This is a genomic window from Chryseobacterium sp. KMC2, assembly GCF_016756935.1.
GTDB classification, from domain to species: domain Bacteria; phylum Bacteroidota; class Bacteroidia; order Flavobacteriales; family Weeksellaceae; genus Chryseobacterium; species Chryseobacterium rhizosphaerae.
Map to the genome: position 1 here is coordinate 112,371 of NZ_JAESIT010000013.1, position 21,450 is coordinate 133,820.

Here is a 21,450-nt window from a genome sequence, read left to right on the forward strand (position 1 = left end):
TAGTACAGTCCATAACCTTATAGGTTTCAAAAACCTATAGGGTTTAGCAAAACGATTACCCCATAACCCCTTATCCTGCATCTCGCAACCCGCTCCCCCGAGACTCATCTCCCGCATTATTTAACGATAATTTAACTCCCTTAACATTGGGTTATTGATTAATTAATATTGACGGAACTATATTTAAAGTCCTATTAACAGAAGGGTAGTTCTAAAAAAATAGTTTTGCAACGTCTAATAAATCAAATTAAAATGAAGAGAAAATTACTCACATTGGGAGCTTTGGCCTTACTTGCCGGTTCCTCTGTTCAGGCCCAGACTTTTGTTTTTAATAAAAACTCGTCCTGGAGCTATAAAGACCTTGATCAGGCTCAGCCGGATGCATGGAAAACTAAAACATATGATATTTCTTCATGGGCCACAGGAAATGGTCCTTTAGGATATGGTGATCCTGTAACCACTACCATACATAATGGTGCTACAGGGCTTACTACGGCTTATTTTGCCAAAGATTTCACCGTTGATTTATCTACGCTTTCTGATCATATGGAATTGGGGGTAATGAGAGATGACGGGATTGTAGTATATCTTAATGGTGAAGAAGTCGTAAGAGATAATATGCCTGCTGGTGCTATCACTTTTAATACACTTTCAAGTACAATCGTTGATGGTGCTGCAGAAAGTGTATACAATGTTTTCTCTATTCCAAAGTCGAAATTTGTAAATGGAGTGAACAGAATTTCTGTAGAGTTACACAATAGAAGCACAGGAAGTTCTGATCTTAGAATTGATGCTTATTTAAAGACAATACCTGCCGCTACCACTTGTAACGGAACCCATATCAGCTGTTTTACATCTATCGTTCCTACAGCACAAACCAACAAGCTTATTATTCCTACAGCGCATAAGTACCAGCTTATCCTGAAAGAAGGAGATAATTATACTGAAGGAGGAGGATTCGTAGGAGGACAGAATGACTTTACAGCTTATGTTCCAAAAACCGGAAGCAGTACAAACGGATATCTTTCAGTAAACCATGAAACTAATCCGGGAGGAGTTACTATGGCTGAAATCAACTATAATGCTTCTACCAAACTTTGGCAGCTGACAAAATCCAGAGCTGTAAGTTTTTCAGATCCTAGTCTGGTACAGACGATCAGAAACTGTTCAGGAGGAATTACCCCATGGGGAACAGTGGTTACAGCTGAAGAATCTGTTACTTCCAGTGATGTGAACAATGACGGATATAAAGATTACGGATGGCTTGTGGAAATTGATCCTGCCACAGCTCAGGTGATTTCTAAAAATCAGGATGGAACTAAAGGTAAACTTTGGCAGATGGGAATCATGAACCATGAAAATGTTGTGATCAATACTGCCGGAACTGTTGCTTATTACGGAGAAGATGGAGGAACGCACATGGTATACAAATATGTAATGGATACTCCGAATAACCTGGCTTCAGGAAACCTTTATGTATTGAAATTAGATCAGGGACTTAGTACATCGGGAGACCCTGTGGGCACTACAGCAACATGGGTTCAGATCCCAAACAAAACTAAGGCTGACCAGAACAATACCAATAATCTTGCACAAACATATGGAGGAACAAAATTCAATGGAGTGGAAGATGTAGATATCAGCCCATTAGACGGTAAGATTTACTTTACAGCAAAAGGATTAGACAAAGTATACCGTTTACAGGATAACGGAACTACAGCTTCTCAGGTGGAAACATTTGTAGGAGGAGCTTCTACATCATATTCTTTCAATACAGCTCAGGGAACAATGTCTGAAGCTTGGGGAGACGGAAATGATAACCTTACCTTTGATGAGCTTGGAAACCTTTGGGTTCTTCAGGATGGTGGGAAAAACTATATCTGGGTTATTGCTCCTGACCATACACAGGCTAATCCTAAAGTAAAACTCTTTGCTTCTATGCCGTCTGGTTCAGAACCTACAGGGCTTACATTCACACCTGATCACAAATTTGGATTCTTCTCTATCCAGCATCCGGATTCTACTATTTCTACAGATATTGACGCGACTGGAAATACAATCAACTATAAAGGAAAATCTGCAACAATTGTGATTGCACTTAAAGAAAACTTAGGAATAGAAGGATCTTTGGGAACTATAGAGAATAAAACTGCAGAAACTACAGTAAACGTAGCTCCAAACCCTACTTCAGGAATTGTTAAAATAAACTCTGAAAAAGGATTGAAAGATATTGCCGTGACCGCTTACAGTATGGACGGAAAAATTGTTTATACAAAGAAGTTTAACGGGTTAAACAAAGTATTGGACCTTGACTTCACATCACAGCTGGAAGCATCCCGTGTTTTAATTTTAAATATTGAAGCAGAAGGAGGATTCCAGAAGACGGTAAAACTTTTAAAGAAATAAATTATTAAACTTTTGTCTGCCGGTAGTATTGCCGGCAGACATTTTTATCTATGAAAAAATCGATACTGTTTATTTCCATTTTCTCTCTCGTTCTGGCAAAGGCCCAGATCGATCCCGTTAAATATCCTACCTTCACGAATATTGAAGATGCTTTAAATAGCAAAAAAGTAGTTTACAGTATGAGTTTCAGGGAAAAAGGATTATTTAATCTGCCTCCTGAGATTACCAGACTGAATTCAATATTTTTTCTGAATATAATGGGTAATAAATTTGAAAAAATGGATCAGGAGCTGTTTGAACTCAAAGAACTGGAGATTTTGAATGTTAATGAAAACAGTATTAAATATATTCCGGATGAAATTGGCCAACTTACAAAGCTCACTACATTTTCTATCAATTTGAATAGCCTGACAAGCATTAATCCTAATGTAGCCAAACTTCAAAATTTAAAAGCCATTCATCTTGATGCCAATAACCTGAATGTTTTTCCGGAAGCATTGATGGAAATTCCGACATTAGAAGAAATCAATCTCCAGGGAAATCAGATCAGTTTTATTAGAGACCGTCTGGATCAGATTAAAAATCTGAAATTTTTAAATCTTTCTGATAATCAGATCAATGATCTTGGAAATCTGTCTTTTCCCAGAAATATAAAATATCTTGAACTTCAGCAGAATGCCATTACAAAACTACCGGAAAATCTATATAAATCTCAGCATCTGGAATTTCTGAATGTAAGTGATAATCATATTACCGAGATTTCATCCAAAGTAAAAGGATTAAAAAATATAGTCAGCATGAATCTGGCTCATAATAACCTGACAGATATTCCTGTAGAAATTAAACACTTAAAAAATCTTAAAACACTGATTCTTATAGGAAACCCTATAGAGAAATCTAAAATCGAACAATTAAAAACCTTATTGCCGGAAGCTCAGGTTTATTTCTAAACCTATCCGCCAACACGTTTGGTTTTATAGCCCATATCTTTAAGGATACTCATGATTTTATCACGGTTATCACCCTGAATGATAATTGTCCCATCCTTTTCAGAACCGCCTATTCCTAAGGTGGTTTTTATTTTCTTTGAAATTTTCTTCAGGTCTTCTTCACTGCCTTCCCAACCCTCAACAATTGTTACAGGCTTTCCGTTTCTTCCCTTTTTTTCAAACTTGCATACCAAAGGTTCTTTCTGCTTGAACTGTTCTTCAGGCATTTCAAAATCCTGCTCATCATGATCAGGAAAAAGATTCTTCAATTGATCTCGTAAATCCATACCGCAAAATTAAAAAGATTTACGGATTTATGAAGGGAATTGAAGCTGAAATTTTATGATAAAAATGATCTTTTTTCATTCGATAGAAATTCATCTGATCATTTCCCGAATTATTTAATACACCATGTCAAGGTTTAAAACGTTGACATGGTTGGATTACCTGCAATATCATCCTGATGATCAATAATCAATAAAATTCGAGCCTTCAAATTCTTCTATTCATCGGAAATTAGGTAAATTTGTAGTACAAAAGTTATACAAAATGTCGAAAAAAGCAATACTGGCAATCCTTGACGGATGGGGATTGGGAACCAACCCAAATGTTTCTGCCATAGATAAAGCAAATACACCATTTATAGACAGCTGTTATCAAAAATTTCCACACACAACACTTGAAGCAAGTGGTTTAGCAGTGGGACTTCCTGCAGGACAAATGGGAAACTCTGAAGTGGGCCACATGAATCTGGGTGCCGGAAGAGTAGTGTATCAAAATCTGGTAAAACTCAATATGGCCGTTGAAAACGGAACATTGGGACAGGAAAAAGTGATCCAGGATGCTTTTGAATATGCAAAAAGAGAGAATAAAAAAATACATTTTATAGGATTGGTATCCAATGGAGGAGTACACTCCCATATCAATCATTTAAAAGGATTATTATCTGCTGCCAAAGAATTCGGGTTGAACGAAAATGTATTTGTTCATGCTTTTACAGACGGTAGGGACTGTGATCCACATTCAGGACTGGGATTTATAGATGAGCTTCAGAAGCATATGGAAGCTACTACAGGGAAATTAGCCACAGTAGTAGGAAGATATTTTGCAATGGACAGAGATAAGAGATGGGAGCGTGTAAAATTAGCTTATGATGCTCTTGTGGATGGAGTAGGATTAGAGACTACAGATGCCCTGGCCGCTATTAAAGATTCTTATGATCATAATGTAACGGATGAATTCCTGAAGCCTATTATTTTAGTGAATACTACAGCTACAGGAAATGTAGTACCGGTAGCGAAGATTATAGATAATGATGTCGTGATCTGTTTCAATTTCCGTACAGACAGAGGAAGAGAAATTACAGAAGTTCTTTCACAAAAAGATTTCCCGGATTTTTCTATGCGTAAACTCAACCTTTATTATATTACGTTGACGAATTACGATAAAACATTTCAGAATGTTCAGGTTGTTTTTGACGAAAATGTGTTAACAGAAACAATGGGAGAGGTACTGGAGAAAAACGGAAAGTCTCAGATCAGAATTGCTGAAACAGAAAAATATCCTCACGTTACCTTTTTCTTCTCGGGAGGACGGGAGGAAGAGTTTAAGGAAGAAAGAAGATTACTTTGTCCAAGCCCGAAAGATGTTCCTACCTATGATTTAAAGCCGGAAATGTCAGCCTATGATATTACCAATGCTATTGTACCGGAATTAGAAAATGGAACTGCCGATTTCGTTTGCCTGAATTTTGCCAATACAGATATGGTAGGTCATACGGGTGTTTTTGAAGCTGCTGTAAAAGCTGCTGAGGTAGTAGATCAATGCATTGAAAAAGTGGCAACAGCTGCTTATGAAAACGGATATGCTGTTTTTATACTGGCAGACCACGGAAACTCGGATGTAATGATCAATCCTGATGGAACTCCAAACACACAGCATTCTACCAACCTTGTACCTTTTATCGTCATGGATAAAGACAATACCTGGAATTTAAAACCCGGTAAACTGGGTGATGTAGCGCCTACCATCCTTAATGTAATGGGTGTGAAAATACCGGATGCTATGACAGGAGAGGTTTTGATTAGTTAAAATTCAATAATATTCATAAAAAAATGCCGTTATAATGATATAGTGGCATTTTTTATGATATATATCAGATAAGGTATGACTTGCATACTTTATTATGCGTTAAATAATAAATAAATCATATCTTTGTTAATTAAAAACTGAATAGTAAAATGTATCAAAAGCTTGTTAGGAAAGAAGTAATGGGAATATTGGAAAAGGAAGTAGGTTCTTTTCTTGATAAATTTTTAACGCCAATTGAAAAAATTTGGCAGCCTTCCGATTACCTGCCAGATCCATCAAGCGATGACTTTAAACATGATTTAGAGGAAATTCAGACTTTTGCCCGTGAAATGCCTTACGACTTATTTGTAACTCTAATCGGAGACTGTATTACGGAAGAGGCTCTTCCTTCTTATGAGTCTTGGTTGATGGGAGTAGACGGAGTAAACCAGGAACAAAAAGTAGGTTGGGCGAATTGGGTAAGAGCTTGGACTGCAGAAGAAAACAGACACGGAGATTTACTGAATAAATATCTATACCTGTGTGGAAGAGTGAATATGAGAGAAGTGGAGATCACAACTCAGTATTTGATCAATGACGGGTTCGACTTAGGAACAAGTATGGATCCCTACAGAAACTTCATTTATACAAGTTTCCAGGAAACAGCAACTAATATTTCTCACAGAAGAGTTGGTACTTTGGCAAAGCAATCTGGAAACGGAAAACTGGCTAAAATGTGTGGGGTAATTGCTGCAGATGAAGCAAGACACGCTAAAGCATACAAACATTTCGTGGCTAAAATTCTTGAAATTGACCCTTCAGAAATGATCCTTGCCTTTGAAGATATGATGCGTAAGAAAATTGTAATGCCGGCTCACCTGATGAGACAGTCAGGACAAAAAGCAGGAGAACTTTGGGGACATTTTTCAGATGCTGCACAAAGATGTATGGTGTATACAGGTAATGATTATATCAATATTATGAAAGATCTGTTGGATGAGTGGAAAATTGAGCACGTAAAAGGTCTTACAGAAAAAGCAGAAAAAGCTCAGGAGTATTTAATGAAACTTCCTGCAAGACTACAGAAGATTACAGACAGAGTTTCTACACCGGATCTTCAGTTCCAGTTTAACTGGGTGAAGAGCTAAATTCTATAGAATTTTTTAAATTATAAAAGTATTGAGTGCCTTTCTTTTTGGCACTCTTTTTTATTTCTTATCTTTGCAAAGCTAAAAAAAGAACAAAATGTTAAATAATAAAAAGATTGCCGTTGACTTTGACGGAACGATTGTAGATGATGCATATCCGGCAATTGGAAAAGCGAAAATTTTCGCTTTTGAAACCTTAAAAAAACTTCAGGCAGAGGGATACAGACTTATCCTTTGGACATACAGACACGGAAAAACATTAGATGAAGCAGTAGAATTCTGCAAAAAAAACGGAGTAGAGTTTTATGCCGTAAATTCAAGCTTTGAAGGAGAAGTTTTCGATTCTGCAAATCAATCCAGAAAACTGGATGCAGACTGGTTTATTGATGACAGAAACTTAGGAGGATTTCCTGGATGGGGTGAAATCTACAATATTATTCAGGAAAGAATAGAATTCCGTGTAGAAGGAAGAGAAGTTCTTGCCTATTCAAAACTAAAAAAAGAAAAGAAAAAAGGACTTTTCTGGTAGAATAGAACTTAGTAACAGGACATTATAACGTCATTACTAAAGGTTTCTACGTATTATCAGAAGAGTTTATAGATCATGGGAAGTCAACCATTAGCACAAAGCTGTAATCGGACTTCCAACATCTAATCTAACATCTATACAACAATGATTCAATTAAAAACGATAGACGAACTGCGTCTTATGAAGGAGAGTGCCCGATTGGTTTCTAAAACATTGGGAATGTTGGCTAAAGAAATTAAACCGGGAATAAACACTTTATATTTAGATAAACTGGCTCACGATTTTATTAAGGATCATGGAGCAGAACCAGCATTTTTAGGATATGGAGGTTTCCCGAACTCACTGTGTATTTCTCCGAATGATCAGGTAGTTCATGGTTTTCCCAACAATGATATCGTACAAGAAGGCGATGTGCTTTCTGTAGACTGTGGGGTAATCCTGAACGGTTTTGTAGGAGATCATGCTTATACTTTTGAAATTGGTGAAGTAAAACCGGAAGTAAAAAAATTATTGAAGGTGAGTAAAGAATCTCTTTATAAAGGGATTGAACAATGTGTAAGAGGGAAAAGAATCGGTGATATCTCCCATGCTATCCAGGCTCATTGTGAAAAAGAAGGATATGGAGTGGTAAAAGAGCTTGTAGGACATGGTTTAGGGAGAAAAATGCATGAAGACCCACAGGTGCCCAACTATGGAAGACAAGGAAGCGGAAAAGTGATTAAAGACGGTTTGGCTATTGCTATTGAACCGATGATCAATCTTGGAACTGAAAAAGTGAAATTCCATAATGACGGATGGACTGTAACTACTTTAGATAACTTACCTTCTGCTCACTTTGAACATGATGTGGCTGTAATCAATGGTAAACCTGTGTTGCTTTCTACATTCCAATATATTTACGAAGCTTTAGGAATTCAAAGCGATGAAGAAAAGCAGTTCCAGCTGGATTTTTAATGAAAAAAATAACGAAACTTTTACTGAATAAAATTCCACGTCCGATGCTTATCAAAATGAGCATCTGGGCGAGGCCGCTTATTTATCAGTTTTTTAAAGGAGATCAGTTCTTTGATCCTATAGACGGAAGGTCGTATCGGAAATTTCTGCCTTACGGGTATGGAAAGCAGAGAGAGAATGCTCTTTCTCCGGGAACACTGAGTCTGGAAAGACACCGCCAGATGTGGCTTTACCTTCAGAATGAAACTGATTTTTTTATTAAAAGCTATAAAGTTCTGCATATTGCTCCTGAACAGGAATTTCTAAGGAAATTTAAGAGAATGAGCAATCTGAATTATATTTCAGCGGATTTATATTCTCCGATTGTAGATGTAAAGGCGGATATCCTGAACTTACCTTTTGAGGATGAAAGTTTTGATATTATCTTCTGTAATCATGTTTTGGAACATATTGAAGATGATGCCAAAGCAATGAGTGAATTGTACAGAGTAATGAAACCCGGAGGATGGGGGATACTTCAGGTTCCGATGAAAAATTCATTGGAAAAAACCTATGAAGATTTTACCATTAAAGATCCGAAAGAACGCCAGAAACATTTTGGACAGTATGACCATGTCCGCTGGTATGGGATGGATTATTTTGATCGTTTGCAAAAAGCAGGTTTCGAAACAGAAGTGAATTTCTATTCTCAGAAATTTCCCCAGGAAGAAATCAAAAAATACGGATTAAGAGAGAACGAAATCTTACCGTTGGTTTTCAAAAAATAAATTAGACCTGCCTATCTTCGGCAGGTTTTTTTATGGATAAGCTAAAAATAATGGAAGCTTGAAATGCTGAAGATAAGTGTGAGAAAAGCGAAACCGCCTTCATATAGAAGACGGTTCCATTTTTAAATATAGATAGAAGTTTATGTGCTTTTTTAAGGTCGAATCTTAATGTGAAGAAGAAACAGCTTTCAATCCTACTACAGAACCGATAAGCGTTACAATAAAAAATACTCTCCAGAAGCTTACAGGGTCCTTAAAGAAGAAAATTCCCATTAAAGCTGTTCCTACAGCTCCAATTCCTGTCCATACGGCATAAGCCGTTCCGATAGGCAAGGTCTGAGTGGCTTTGATAAGCAAAAGCATGCTTATAGTCATCGTGATCAGAAACCCGGTATACCAAAGGTACATTTCCGTTCCTGATGTTTCTTTTGCCTTTCCCAAACATGATGCGAAGGCAACTTCAAATAATCCTGCGATAACTAATATGATCCAATTCATTTTTGTTAATTTTTCTACTGCAAATTTCAGAATTTTAAAGCAAACAAAATTTTACAATTGTTAAAAAATGAGATCGGGGAATATTGTACAGAAAGAAGTCGGAGACTGGAAGAAGGAAGTATATAGATTCTGTAAAGAATTGATTTCAATCTTCCGGGATTGAGGAATATGATGAAAAAGTTGAGTACCTGAAATAAGAAAAGGATGGACTTGTAGCTTACACCTTCTTTAAGCTACTTGATCTCTGCCCGTATCCGGCTCAGGCTTACCTGAGTAATTCCGAGGTAAGAAGCAATATAGCCAAGCTGAACTCTTTTGAGTAAGTCAGATTGATAAAACATAAGATCTTTATAGCGCTCCAAAGATGTTTTAAACTGTCTGGAAATAATCAGTTCCTCAGATTTGATCATTTCAGCTTCCGCCAATTTTCTTCCCCAGTTGGCAATGTGAATATCCTCATTGAACAGTTTTCTTAAACTTTCGGTTTCCAGCTGGTACAATTCGCAGTCTTCCAGAAGTTCAATGCTCTCGTAACCAGGCTTATCCTCTACATAACTTTTCATGGAAAGGATACACTGACCTTCACTCCCAAACCAAAATGTAATGTCATTTTCTGAAGTACTGGCATAAGCACGGGCGATACCTTTGCGGATAAAATAAAGGTAAGGGATTACTTTATTGGCTTCCATCAGGCAAAAACCTTTAGGATGAGAAACTTCGGTAATATGTTCTTTTAAACTTTTTTTTGAGGCTTCAGGAAGGAGATAAATCTGATCAAGAATCTGGTCTATATTCATACATATGAATTCTAATATTCAAAAGTATCAGTTTTAAGTAATGTAATGCAAAATAATCCTATAATTTTTTTTGAAATAAAAGAAGAATAAAAGTTGATAAAATTCCTGATGTATTATCCTTGGGAGGATAGACCACTGGCTGCTCTAATGATTAATCGGATGCCTCAGTAAGCAGAGGAATGTCATTTTTCTTATCAGGTTCCCCTTAGAAATTCTTTTTTGTAATGCTGCATAAAGCCAAATAACTCTCTTTTTTCTTTTTAAATATGGAGATTCACCCTAAGACCAATTTTGTTTTTACTAACTTTGCAGTTCGTAATAATATTTTTATGCACAAAGCAGGATTTGTAAATATAGTTGGAAAGCCCAATGCCGGAAAATCGACTCTTCTTAACCAGTTGATGGGAGAGAAGTTAGCGATTGTAACGCAGAAAGCGCAGACAACGCGTCACAGAATTTTTGGGATTTATAATGAAGATGATCTGCAGATCGTATTTTCTGATACTCCGGGAGTATTGGATCCAAAATATGGTCTTCAGGAAAAAATGATGGATTTTGTAAAGGATTCTTTGCAGGATGCTGATGTGTTCTTATTTATTGTAGATGTTACCGATAAAGCAGAACCATCAGAGTTTTTAATAGATAAACTGAATAAAATTCCTGTTCCTGTCCTTCTTTTACTGAATAAAGTTGATCAGACTACACAGGAAGGACTTGAAAAATTAGTAGAAGACTGGCACAATAAAATTCCGAAAGCGGAGATTCTTCCAATTTCTGCACTGAATGCTTTCAATACAGAGGTTATCTTGCCTAAATTAAAATCTTTACTACCTGAAAACCCGCCTTATTATGATAAAGATCAGTATACGGACAAGCCGGAAAGGTTTTTCGTGAATGAGGCTATTCGTGAGAAAATTCTTTTGAATTATGATAAAGAAATTCCTTACTCTGTAGAAGTGGTTACAGAACAGTTTAAAGAAAAAGAAGGAATTATTTTTATAGATTCTATTATTTATGTAGAAAGAGATACCCAAAAAGGAATTATTATTGGGCATAAAGGTGAGGCTATCAAGAAAGTAGGGACTGAAGCACGATTGGATCTTGAAAAATTCTTTTCCAAGAAAATTCACTTGAATTTATTCGTAAAAGTGAAAAAAGATTGGCGAAAGAACGACAGAGATTTAAAAAACTTTGGTTACAGATAGACTAAAAAACGCTGTAATCCCGTTGTATTAAAAGATTTTTATTACCTTAGTCTAAATTTTTTAGTAAATGAACTATACTGATTCAAATTCCAGCTCAATACTTAAAGATATTATTTTATTTGCAGTGAGAGTTTTTGTAGGTTTTGCAATGCTTTCTCATGGGTTTCCAAAGCTTCAGATGTTATTGGAAGGCGGTAAAATTGAATTTTTTGATTTTATGGGATTAGGGCCTCAGATCTCCCTGATTCTTACGGTGTTTGCGGAATTTGTTTGTTCAATCTTACTGATATTAGGACTTTTCACAAGAATCTCTTTAGGATTTCTGATCTTTACAATGGCTATTGCTGGCTTTTTTATTCATGGCGCAGATCCTTTTGAAAAGAGAGAGCTGAGTCTTATTTATCTTTCCGTGTATCTTCTGCTTATGGCATTTGGTGCAGGAAAGTTTTCAGTAGATCATATGATAGAAAAGAGAAAACGGGCTTCAGATTGGTAAGCTGATTTCAAAAATAGATATAAAAGAGCATTGTTTAATGCTCTTTTTTTATTTCCAGTATCGATATAGTGGGATTTGTAAAGGATCTTGTGAGTGAGTGTTTAAAAATTTATTAAAAATCACTAAATTCGTGAAAAATGATTTTATGAAGATAAAACTGACTATTTGCCTTCTGGCATTTCTCAATTTTTATGATGCACAGGAAAATATTACGTATCAAAAACCCTCGGCAGAAATCCTTAAACTTGCAGACTATGATAGGCCGCCCGGTGTTCTGATGAACAACAAAAAAGACTGGGTTGTTTTTATGTATCGTCCCACTTATAAGACGCTGAGCGATCTTAGCCAGCAGGAGATGAAATTGGGAGGGCTGAGGATTAATCCCGTTACCAATATTGCAAGTACTGCCAATTACCTGAATAACCTTAAAATCAGGAAGATTAATGATAAGAATGAGGTTCAGGTAAAGAATTTACCGGCAGATGCTAAAATTACATATACTTCATTCTCTCCGGATGAAAAAAAACTGGCTTTTACCAATACTACCGCTAAAGGAGTGGAGCTTTGGATTGTAGACATGGAAACAGCTACTGCCAAAAAAATTACCGGAGATGTTTTGAATGCCAACCTGGGATCACCCTATGTATGGTATAATGATTCACAGAGCTTATTAATTAAAACCCTTCCTCAAAACAGACCTGCTTTAATTGATTCCAGCAAGGATCTTCCAACAGGACCTATTGTTTCTACTGCTGATGGAAAAGTATCTCAGAACAGAACATACCAGGATCTTTTAAAGAATCCGCAGGATGAGAAGAATTTTGAGGTTCTTACCGCTTCTGAAGTATACAGTGTTGATCTTAACGGAGGTCTTAAAAAAGTAAAAGATCAGGATATGTATACCGGCTTAAGCTTTTCTCCTGATGGAAATTATTTAATGGCAACCGTTATTAAGAAACCATTCTCTTATATTGTTCCTTTAAGCAGATTTCCAATAACGACAACGGTGTACGATATAAAAGGAAACGCTGTAAAAGTGGTGAATGAAGTTCCCCTAAATGAGATTATGCCGAAAGGTTTTTCATCAGTAAGAACCGGAAAAAGAGATTTGTCATGGAGAAGCGATGCCCCTTCAACGCTGGTGTTTGCTGAAGCACTTGATGGGGGAGACCAGTCTAAAGCTTCGGAATACAGAGATGAAATCTTTATGTGGGAAGCTCCGTTTACTGCCGCTCCAAAATCATTCTTCAAAACAAAACAGAGGTATGAAGATGTTAACTGGACCAATGATCATTATGCCGTAGTTTCTGAAGGCTGGTATGATACCAGAAATACAAAATCTTTCCTTGTCGATTTTAATAACAATGAATCCAAAATAATTGAAGACCGAAATTATCAGGATGTCTACAGTGATCCGGGAAAATTTAATAGAGTAAAAAACCAATACGGAAGATCTGTTATTGACCTGAAAGGAGGTAAAGCTTATCTTATTGGGGACGGGTTTACAAAAGATGGGCAACATCCTTTTATTGATGAGATGGATGTGAAATCACTGAAGAAAAAGAGACTGTATACCTCCAACCTTAAAAATACGAAAGAGAGTATCATTGATATTCTGAATCCTTCAAAAGGAGAGATTCTAACCACCCAGGAATCTCCAAGTTTGTATCCGAACTATTTTAAAAAGAATATTAAGTCTAATAAAACAGAAACGGTAACGCATTTTGCCAATCCTTTTGAGAGTATTAAAGATGTTTATAAAGAAGTAATTACCTATAAAAGAAATGATGGCGTTACTCTGACTGGAACACTTTATTTACCGGCAAATTATGATAGAAAAGCGAAGAAAGAAAAACTTCCTCTGTTAATTTGGGCTTATCCTACAGAATATAAAGATAAAAATACGGCAGGGCAGAATACCCAAAATCCAAATGAATTTACCTTCCCGTATTACGGTTCTTTCGTATACTGGACAACAAAAGGATATGCTGTCTTGGATGATGCTGCTTTCCCAATCATTGGTGAAGGAAAAACTGAGCCTAATGATACCTTCATTCCTCAGCTGGTAGCCAATGCCGATGCTGCCATCAATGCTGTAGATCAGTTGGGATATATCGACAAAAAGAAAGTGGCTGTTGGAGGACATTCCTATGGAGCTTTCATGACGGCAAATCTTTTGACACATTCCAATCTCTTTGCCTGTGGTATTGCCAGAAGTGGAGCGTATAACAGAACACTGACACCTTTCGGATTCCAGAGTGAGCAGAGAAATTACTGGGATATTCCGGAGATCTATAATACCATGTCTCCGTTTATGAATGCAGATAAAATGAAAACACCACTTCTTTTGGTGCATGGGGATGCAGACAATAACCCGGGAACTTTCACATTGCAGACGGAAAGATATTTCCAGGCTCTGAAAAATCTGGGAGCCCCGGTTAAAATGGTTCTTCTTCCAAAAGAATCACATGGATACCAGGCGAAAGAAAATATCTTACATCTTTTATGGGAGCAGGATCAGTTCCTTGAAAAATGTTTGAAGAAATAATAAAAAGAAGGCTGTTGAAAAACAGCCTTCTTTTATGTATAACAGGATTATAATAAATGAATTATTACCTTATCCTAGAGGTATTTCAGAATTTCGTCAATACTTTCCAATTCCATAAAATTGGGATGTTCTAAATTAACATCATGCTGTTCATGGCTCCAGGTAACATGGTAAGGAATATGGGCTGCCGATCCTCCAATTTCAAGTACAGGTAAAATATCTGATTTTATAGAGTTTCCAAGCATTAAAAAGTTCCCCGGCTGGCAGTCAAGATGCTTCAGTAATTTTTTATAATCATTCTCTTTCTTGTCACTCATGATTTCAATATGATGAAAAAACTCCTGTAATCCTGAATTTTTTAATTTTCGCTCCTGATCCAGCAGATCACCTTTAGTGGCAACAACCAGTCTGTATTTTCCTTTCAGGCTTTCGAGAGTTTCTGTAACCCCATCCAGAAGTTCAATAGGTTTTTGCAAAAGGTTCTGTCCCAGCTCAATGGCTTTGTTCACTAACTGCAGGGAAGCGGTGTTGCTGGTAACTCTGCCTATCGTTTCAATCATACACAGCATAAATCCCTTTACCCCATATCCATATAAATGCAGATTTTGCATTTCAGTTTTAAACAATTCCTGCGATACGGAATGCTGCGGCAGATAGTCCTCAAGAAGTACACAGAATTCTTTTTCTGCTTCCTGAAAATAAGGTTCATTGATCCATAGGGTATCATCTGCATCAAAGGCAATGGTTGTTATGTGATTATTCATTTTAGTTTTGTAATTTTCTGTCGACAAAATTCAGCATAAAAAATAAATCAACCAAGGACATTTGTCCCGGACCAGCATGTTAAGAACGAATCATACATTTTTAAACTATCTCGAAGATCTATACGCAAAACAGGAGAATAAGGAAGATATTGCCGTGAACTCTTTTTCCAGAGGAGAAAAAATAACAGTACAGGGTGAGCAGCTCTCCAGGGTTATCCTGATTAAAAAAGGAGTGGTCAAATGTTTTTTAATGGAAGAAAACGGGAAAGAATATATTGTTGAATTTTTGGGAAGTGGAGAAATTATCGGGGAAGTAGAGGTAATCAAAAATACCAATTGTTTATGCAGTGTTGAAGCCCTATCAGAAGTAGAGGTTTATACAGTGGGTATTCCTTTTTTCAGGTCCTTGATTAAAAATGATCTCCGTCTGAATAACATACTGTTGGAATCCTTCGCAGAACGGATTATTAATACTTCCAGCAGAGCTTCTTATCAACAACTTTACACCACGGAACATACTTTAACCCAGCTCATAAAAATGCAGGAAAAACAAGGTATTCAAATTTCTAAAGAAGATATGGCGGCTTATCTGGGAATAACGGTAAGAAGTTTAAACAGGATTTTAAAAGATTTGAAATAGAAGAATATTAAGTTATATAATTTTGTTTTGAGGTTTGTGTTGAAATATTTAGGGGTTCGTTTTATTTAAGTATTGAAATTTGAAAATAAGCTTTGTTTATTAAGGGGTGTTTTTAAAATTTAGTATTTTTGTATTGAAAAAGTTGAATCAAGATCAATGGAAAAATTAAAGTTCAGAAATGCTGAGAGGGCTCATTTAAATAAAATTGTGGCCATTTACAATTCAACAATTGCTTCAAGGATGGTAACTGCAGATGTAGAAGAAGTTTCCGTGGAAAGTAAGCAAGAGTGGTTTGAGGAGCATAACCCTGAAACAAGACCGCTGTGGATTGTTCAAGATTCTGAAGACCAGATCATAGGATGGGTAAGTTTCAGCTCATTCCATGAAAGAGCTGCGTACAGCGGAACAGTAGAGGTAAGCATTTATCTGGATGAAAGCTGCAGAGGAAAAGGCTATGGAAAAACAATCCTTGAGTATTGTATTGATAATGCCACAAAATTTGGAGTACATAATCTCGTGGCACTTATTTTCCTTCATAACGAACCCAGTTTAAAGCTATTCCGACACTTCGGATTTGAAGATTGGGGAACCCTTCCCAATGTAGCCATTCTGGATGGAATCGAAAGAAGTTTAAAGATTCTTGGGAAAAAGATTGGATAAAACTATTGCATATGAAACACATCTTTACAATTGCCTTTATTGTTTTTTTTGCCATTAAAGGGAAAGGGCAGACCGAAAATATCGATAGTGGAAAACATTATCCTGCAAAAGAACATTTTGAAACCCAATATAAGAAACAAGAACATTTAAAATATCGAAAGACTCAAGTCAGGCTCGAAAAAAACAGAGCTATTATTAATGTGGTTAAGAGTATTGAATTTCCGGAAAATATAGGAGACAGGTTTAAGCTGATTTTTGAAAATGGATTACTAGATCCTATGCTTATTAATGGTAATGCGCATGTGAAGATATCAGTTGTCAACGAATTACCTTTATTAAATACAGATCCTCAGACTAAAAGATTCTCATTCTGGATATTTCGTAGAAATGAAAATCTGAAAAAAGGTACATTAGAAAGTATATTAGGAAACAACGTTAATCCTGAAGAATATTATTTTGAACTTTACAATGAAAAAGCCGATAATAATACAAGCTTTCAGAAATTTGTAGAAGGAGCGGAGTTGACCTATATTGGATATGGCGGGATTATAATTTAGATTTAATAAATAGGCCAGGGTTCCACCGGAATCTTTGAGAAAACAATCCTAAAGCATATCAATTAAAATCAGTTGTTTTTTTTAGTAAGAAACAACTGATTTTGTTTTATAATGGGATTACTTCTTTAGATAAAGTATTATTTACTTTTGAATACCGGTTCCTTATCCTTTTCAATATAGATATATCGTCCTTTAATGCCTTTCTGAAGCATCTCTTTTTTCTTATTAAGTTCTTCGATAGATTCTACGCTTTCATTTTTAAAAGTTGCTTTTTGCCCGTTTTTTATTTTTTCTGAAAACATTCTCGTAGGATTTTGGTAAATATCTGCAATGTATGTATTGAATTTTTCGTTCGTTATAGGAATGGCAGGTTTTCCATAATGGGTTTCCACAAATTCTTTGGTATCATAATAAGTATCAAGTTTCTTATTGTTGATCAGTTTATACACAAAATTTTTGTCGGTATCTTCCAGGATAAAGATCAATCCCGGAAGTCCACGGAATTTATAAGGACCTTCCTTGATATTCACATCATTGGAGAACCAGGCGTTCCAGGTTCTGCCTCCAAAATCTGTGGTAGCTTTCTGAAGTGTATAGCCGTTGTATTGCTGGGTTTCCTGCAGCAGCTTCCATTTCATTTCATCATTTGTTTCTACAACAAAATAATCAAAAAAGTCTCTGTACCATTTGTTTTTGAAAGAATCGGGTTTTCTTTCGATGACCTGGTCGGTTTTTGTACTGTAGCGGGAAACGGCTTCATGAGCCTGTTTGTTTATAGAGTCATAATCGGCAAAGGTTTTATCATAAAATGTAACAGATTTTGGATTGATATCCAGATTCATCATATTCTTTCTGTATTCTTCTGAAGCATCTTTCCGGTACTGAAGTTCATAGGTGAATCTATTGGTTTGCCCCTGGTATAAAGATCCTGCGGATAAAGTAAGCAGGAATAATATTTTTTTCATGATGATTAATTAGCGGAGGCAAATGTAACAAAATCTAATAAAAAAAACGCAGAGCTTTAAGCCCTGCGTTGATGTTTTCATACGTTTTATTTATGTATTCTGCTTAATTCTTTTTGCAGACATATTTAAAAATCGTTTGACAAGGAAAACGGCTGAGACCGTTAAACCTAATCCCAGAGCAATCCACATTCCGAAAGCTCCCATTTCTAACGTTACACAGAAGAAATAGCCTAGAGGAATGGTAATAACCCAATATGCTATAAAGGTGTAAATAGAAGGTATTTTAACGTCCTGTAAACCTCTCAGCATTCCCAATGCCGTTACCTGTATCCCGTCAGAAAGTTGGAATAAAGCGGCAATGATCATTAGTTTTGAGGCCAGGGTAATCACTTCCACCTCTTCTTTTTTAGTAAAGAAAGTAGGCAATATATTTCTTCCTAAAATAAAGACCAGTCCGCAGATGCACATAAAAATAAAGGCGATCTTCAAATTATTGATTCCCACTTTTCTTAATTCCACAAAGTTCTGTTCACCAAGTTTTCGTCCGATCATTACCGTAGAAGCAACACTGAAACCTACACACAAGTTGAAGGTAAATGAAGCCATACTAAGGGCAATCTGGTGTGAAGCAATATCATGAGCGGAAATAAGTCCACAGATGAAAGCTGCCCCAGCGAAAGCCGTTACTTCAAAGAACATCTGTAAAGCAGTCGGTAAGCCTAATTTTATCATTTTATCGAACATTTTCTTTGAAAAATCCTGGATTTTTAAAGAGAAATCTTTGATATAACGTTTGGTTCTTTCTTCTTTAATCAATACAAAATAAAGGAAAACAACCATAAAGATTCTGGAAATCAGTGTTGCCAGAGCAGATCCTTTTACACCCATTGGAGGAAAACCCCAGAGCCCTTTAATAAATACATAGTTCAAAGCAATATTGATGATATTGGCAATGATAGTAGCTTTGGTAACCCCAATAGTATAAGACAGCCCTTCAGAAACCTCACGGAGAGTCTGAAAAGCCATAAAAGGGATCATACTGATGACCATAATACTTAGAAAATCCACTGTATCAGGGATGATCTTTGCGGGTTGCCCGGAATGGTAGAGTAGTGGCATTGCCAGGAGTAAAACCACCATCAGGATAATTCCTACGGACATATTGATCACAAACCCATGACTGAAAACAGAATTAATGGTTGCATGATCCTGCTTTGAATGTGCTTCTGATACCAACGGAGGTATGGCAAATGAAAACCCAAGTGCCAATACAAAGATTGAGAAAAATACGGCATTTCCTAATGAAACAGAGGCCAGTGCATCCGCTCCTAAAAGTTTTCCGACAATAATATTGTCAAATAAATTTACTGAAACTTGCCCTACCTGAGTAAGCATAACAGGCAGAGCCAAAGTCAGGCATTCTTTCGTATATTTTTTGTTTAAAAAGTTCATAATATTTTAAGATTCATATAGTTTATATTCAAAATAAGTCAAAAAAAAATTTGCAGTATGGATACTGCAAATTTTTATATATTGTAAATAATAATTCAATTATTTCCTTACAAAACTTGCAACGTCACTTTCAGAAACAGAGTTTCCACCAAGAATAATTAACCTCTCCACCACATTCCTTAACTCTCTGATATTTCCAGTCCATGAAAGCGCTTTTAACGCTTCAATAGCTTTATCATCAAATTTTTTCACAGCAGTACCGTGTTCATCGGCAATCATACCGGAGAAATGGTCAACTAATAATTTGATATCTTCTTTTCTTTCGTCCAATGGTGGAACGTAAATTTCTATAACAGAAAGCCTGTGGTAAAGATCTTCTCTGAACTTTCCTTCCTCAATTTCTTTCTGCATATTTTTATTGGTTGCCGCAATTACTCTTACGTCAACTTTTATTTCCTTATCACTTCCTACAGGAGAAACTTTGCTTTCCTGAAGAGCTCTCAGTACTTTAGCCTGAGCAATAAGGCTCATATCACCAATCTCATCCAGGAAGATAGTACCTCCGTTTGCCTGCTCAAATTTTCCCTGCTTATCCTTAATAGCACCGGTAAAAGATCCTTTTACGTGTCCGAAAAGCTCAGATTCAATAAGTTCAGAAGGGATGGCAGCACAGTTTACCTCAATCATCGGTCCCCTTGCACGCTCACTTTGGTTGTGAATGGCGTGAGCTACCAACTCTTTTCCGGCACCGTTAGGTCCTGTAATCAGTACTCTGGCGTCAGAAACAGCTACCTTTTCGATCATATCCTGAATCTTCTGCAAAGCAGGAGAGGTTCCGATCATCTGGTACTTTTTATTTACTTTTCTCTTTAATGTTTTGTTCTCCGTCTGAAGATTTTTGTTCTCTTTCTTCAGGGTTTCCTTTACCAAAGCATTTTTTACACTGGTGATCAGTCTGTTGATGTCAATAGGTTTGGAAATGAAGTCGTATGCACCCTCTTTAAGGCAGGAAACAGCAGAATCAATATCTGCGTGACCCGAGATCATAATAAAAGTAGTTTCAGGCTTTAAGGCGAGACTTTGTTTCAAAAGCTCGGTTCCTGAAAGCTTAGGCATCTTAATATCAGAAATCACTAAAGCGAAATCTTCTTTTTCTACCTGCTTGTAGCCTTCAAGGCCGTCTTCAGCGATAACAAATTCATATTCGGTAAGTTCATCAGAAAGAATACTGTGAAGTACTCCCGAGATTGCTTTTTCGTCTTCTACTATAAGGATTTTTTGCATAGTTGCAAATTTAAATTTTTTGTTTCAATTATTAGCAAAAACTGTACCTAAAAATTCTATTTTGAATAATCTCTTCTTCCAAAAATAGCCGATCCCACTCTCACTGAATTGGCACCACATTCAATAGCTACCGGGAAATCATCACTCATACCCATTGATAAGGTTTTCAATGATTTTAGTTTATTTAATTCATCAAAAAGGCCTTTTAAGGTTAAAAATTCTTTTCTCACCTGTTGTTCGTCATCGGTGAAAGTAGCCATTCCCATTAAACCGGTAATTTCGATATGAGAATATTGACCATCAATATACTGTTTAAAAAGGTTTTCAGCTTCATGAATTTCAAGTCCGAACTTGCTGTCTTCAGCGGCAATTTTTACCTGCAGCAAAACCTTGATGATCCTGTTATTCTTTCCGGCCTCTTTATTGATTTCAGATAATAATTTTTCAGAATCTACACTTTGTATAGTGTCTATAAAAGGAGCAATATATTTTACCTTGTTGGTCTGTAAATGCCCAATCAGATGCCATTGAATATCATCAGGAAGTAAAGGGGATTTTTCCATCAGTTCCTGAACTTTATTTTCGCCAAATACTTTTTGCCCCAAATCATAAACATCCTGTATGGCTGAAACAGGATGTGTTTTGGAAACAGCAACCAGCTGTACACCTTCCGGAAGCCGGTCTTTTATCGTCTGATAATTTTCTTTAATGCTCATAAATG

21 protein-coding genes are annotated in these 21,450 nt (G+C 36.4%); 13 read left to right on the forward strand and 8 right to left on the reverse strand.

What is annotated here, in order from left to right; all coding sequences use genetic code 11:
* Nucleotides 1-252: 252 nt before the first annotated feature.
* On the forward strand, nt 253-2,406 hold the full coding sequence (locus tag JML65_RS16005) for an alkaline phosphatase PhoX (protein ID WP_084083970.1): 2,154 nt from the start codon (nt 253-255) through the stop codon (nt 2,404-2,406).
* Nucleotides 2,407-2,456: 50 nt separating this feature from the next.
* The gene (locus tag JML65_RS16010; RefSeq protein WP_084083972.1) at nt 2,457-3,356 is read left to right on the forward strand and encodes a leucine-rich repeat domain-containing protein; all 900 of its coding nucleotides are present in this window, start codon (nt 2,457-2,459) and stop codon (nt 3,354-3,356) included.
* Between the two features lie 2 nt (nt 3,357-3,358).
* Here the strand turns inward: JML65_RS16010 and JML65_RS16015 are convergent, their stop codons facing one another.
* On the reverse strand, nt 3,359-3,682 hold the full coding sequence (locus JML65_RS16015) for a translation initiation factor (protein WP_047495705.1): 324 nt from the start codon (nt 3,680-3,682) through the stop codon (nt 3,359-3,361).
* Nucleotides 3,683-3,944: 262 nt separating this feature from the next.
* Here JML65_RS16015 and gpmI point away from each other — a divergent pair, with 262 nt between their 5' ends.
* From gpmI to JML65_RS16040, 5 genes are all read left to right on the forward strand, one after another.
* The gene (gene gpmI / locus JML65_RS16020) at nt 3,945-5,486 is read left to right on the forward strand and encodes a 2,3-bisphosphoglycerate-independent phosphoglycerate mutase (protein ID WP_202271397.1); all 1,542 of its coding nucleotides are present in this window, start codon (nt 3,945-3,947) and stop codon (nt 5,484-5,486) included.
* A gap of 149 nt (nt 5,487-5,635) precedes the next feature.
* Nucleotides 5,636-6,613, forward strand: coding sequence for an acyl-ACP desaturase (locus tag JML65_RS16025; protein ID WP_047495699.1), 978 nt, complete (start codon nt 5,636-5,638; stop codon nt 6,611-6,613).
* A gap of 97 nt (nt 6,614-6,710) precedes the next feature.
* Nucleotides 6,711-7,142, forward strand: a complete 432-nt coding sequence (locus tag JML65_RS16030) for a BT0820 family HAD-type phosphatase (RefSeq protein ID WP_047495696.1) — start codon at nt 6,711-6,713, stop codon at nt 7,140-7,142.
* A 144-nt stretch (nt 7,143-7,286) separates the two neighbouring features.
* Complete coding sequence (map, locus tag JML65_RS16035; protein WP_047495692.1) at nt 7,287-8,096, forward strand: type I methionyl aminopeptidase; 810 nt, start codon at nt 7,287-7,289, stop codon at nt 8,094-8,096.
* Nucleotides 8,096-8,863 carry a class I SAM-dependent methyltransferase gene (locus JML65_RS16040; protein ID WP_047495689.1) on the forward strand — a complete coding sequence of 256 codons (768 nt, stop codon included), beginning with the start codon at nt 8,096-8,098 and terminating at the stop codon, nt 8,861-8,863. The genes map and JML65_RS16040 overlap by 1 nt, the downstream gene beginning before the upstream one ends.
* 165 nt (nt 8,864-9,028) lie before the next feature.
* Here the strand turns inward: JML65_RS16040 and JML65_RS16045 are convergent, their stop codons facing one another.
* Both JML65_RS16045 and JML65_RS16050 read right to left on the reverse strand, forming a co-directional pair.
* Nucleotides 9,029-9,361: a DMT family transporter gene (locus JML65_RS16045; RefSeq protein WP_027375222.1), complete on the reverse strand. Its 333-nt coding sequence runs from the start codon at nt 9,359-9,361 to the stop codon at nt 9,029-9,031.
* A gap of 233 nt (nt 9,362-9,594) precedes the next feature.
* A complete protein-coding gene (locus tag JML65_RS16050) occupies nt 9,595-10,158 on the reverse strand; it encodes a Crp/Fnr family transcriptional regulator (protein WP_047495686.1) in 564 nt (187 codons plus the stop codon).
* A gap of 329 nt (nt 10,159-10,487) precedes the next feature.
* Here JML65_RS16050 and era point away from each other — a divergent pair, with 329 nt between their 5' ends.
* From era to JML65_RS16065, 3 genes are all read left to right on the forward strand, one after another.
* Nucleotides 10,488-11,363, forward strand: a complete 876-nt coding sequence (gene era / locus JML65_RS16055; RefSeq protein ID WP_047495683.1) for a GTPase Era — start codon at nt 10,488-10,490, stop codon at nt 11,361-11,363.
* A 67-nt stretch (nt 11,364-11,430) separates the two neighbouring features.
* Nucleotides 11,431-11,859 carry a DoxX family protein gene (locus JML65_RS16060; protein WP_047495680.1) on the forward strand — a complete coding sequence of 143 codons (429 nt, stop codon included), beginning with the start codon at nt 11,431-11,433 and terminating at the stop codon, nt 11,857-11,859.
* 145 nt (nt 11,860-12,004) lie between these two features.
* The gene (locus JML65_RS16065) at nt 12,005-14,407 is read left to right on the forward strand and encodes an alpha/beta hydrolase family protein (protein WP_047495918.1); all 2,403 of its coding nucleotides are present in this window, start codon (nt 12,005-12,007) and stop codon (nt 14,405-14,407) included.
* A gap of 74 nt (nt 14,408-14,481) precedes the next feature.
* On the opposite strand, the gene JML65_RS16070 is transcribed toward JML65_RS16065, so the two are convergent.
* Nucleotides 14,482-15,171 (reverse strand): HAD family hydrolase, encoded by a 690-nt coding sequence (locus JML65_RS16070; RefSeq protein ID WP_202271398.1) that lies wholly within the window; start codon nt 15,169-15,171, stop codon nt 14,482-14,484.
* 76 nt (nt 15,172-15,247) lie between these two features.
* Between JML65_RS16070 and JML65_RS16075 the strand changes: the two genes are divergently transcribed.
* The 3 genes from JML65_RS16075 (at nt 15,248) to JML65_RS16085 (ending at nt 17,028) form a co-directional block, all read left to right on the forward strand.
* Nucleotides 15,248-15,811, forward strand: a complete 564-nt coding sequence (locus tag JML65_RS16075; protein ID WP_202271399.1) for a Crp/Fnr family transcriptional regulator — start codon at nt 15,248-15,250, stop codon at nt 15,809-15,811.
* A gap of 156 nt (nt 15,812-15,967) precedes the next feature.
* Nucleotides 15,968-16,471 carry a GNAT family N-acetyltransferase gene (locus tag JML65_RS16080; protein ID WP_202271400.1) on the forward strand — a complete coding sequence of 168 codons (504 nt, stop codon included), beginning with the start codon at nt 15,968-15,970 and terminating at the stop codon, nt 16,469-16,471.
* An 11-nt stretch (nt 16,472-16,482) separates the two neighbouring features.
* A complete protein-coding gene (locus JML65_RS16085) occupies nt 16,483-17,028 on the forward strand; it encodes a hypothetical protein (protein ID WP_202271401.1) in 546 nt (181 codons plus the stop codon).
* Between the two features lie 137 nt (nt 17,029-17,165).
* Here the strand turns inward: JML65_RS16085 and JML65_RS16090 are convergent, their stop codons facing one another.
* From JML65_RS16090 to JML65_RS16105, 4 genes are all read right to left on the reverse strand, one after another.
* Entirely contained in the window at nt 17,166-17,993 is an 828-nt protein-coding gene (locus tag JML65_RS16090) for a GLPGLI family protein (protein ID WP_202271402.1), read from the reverse strand.
* Nucleotides 17,994-18,083: 90 nt separating this feature from the next.
* The gene (locus JML65_RS16095) at nt 18,084-19,445 is read right to left on the reverse strand and encodes an MATE family efflux transporter (RefSeq protein WP_047495659.1); all 1,362 of its coding nucleotides are present in this window, start codon (nt 19,443-19,445) and stop codon (nt 18,084-18,086) included.
* Nucleotides 19,446-19,544: 99 nt separating this feature from the next.
* On the reverse strand, nt 19,545-20,729 hold the full coding sequence (locus JML65_RS16100) for a sigma-54-dependent transcriptional regulator (protein ID WP_047495656.1): 1,185 nt from the start codon (nt 20,727-20,729) through the stop codon (nt 19,545-19,547).
* Between the two features lie 56 nt (nt 20,730-20,785).
* A complete protein-coding gene (locus JML65_RS16105) occupies nt 20,786-21,445 on the reverse strand; it encodes a YggS family pyridoxal phosphate-dependent enzyme (protein ID WP_202271403.1) in 660 nt (219 codons plus the stop codon).
* Nucleotides 21,446-21,450: the final 5 nt, after the last annotated feature.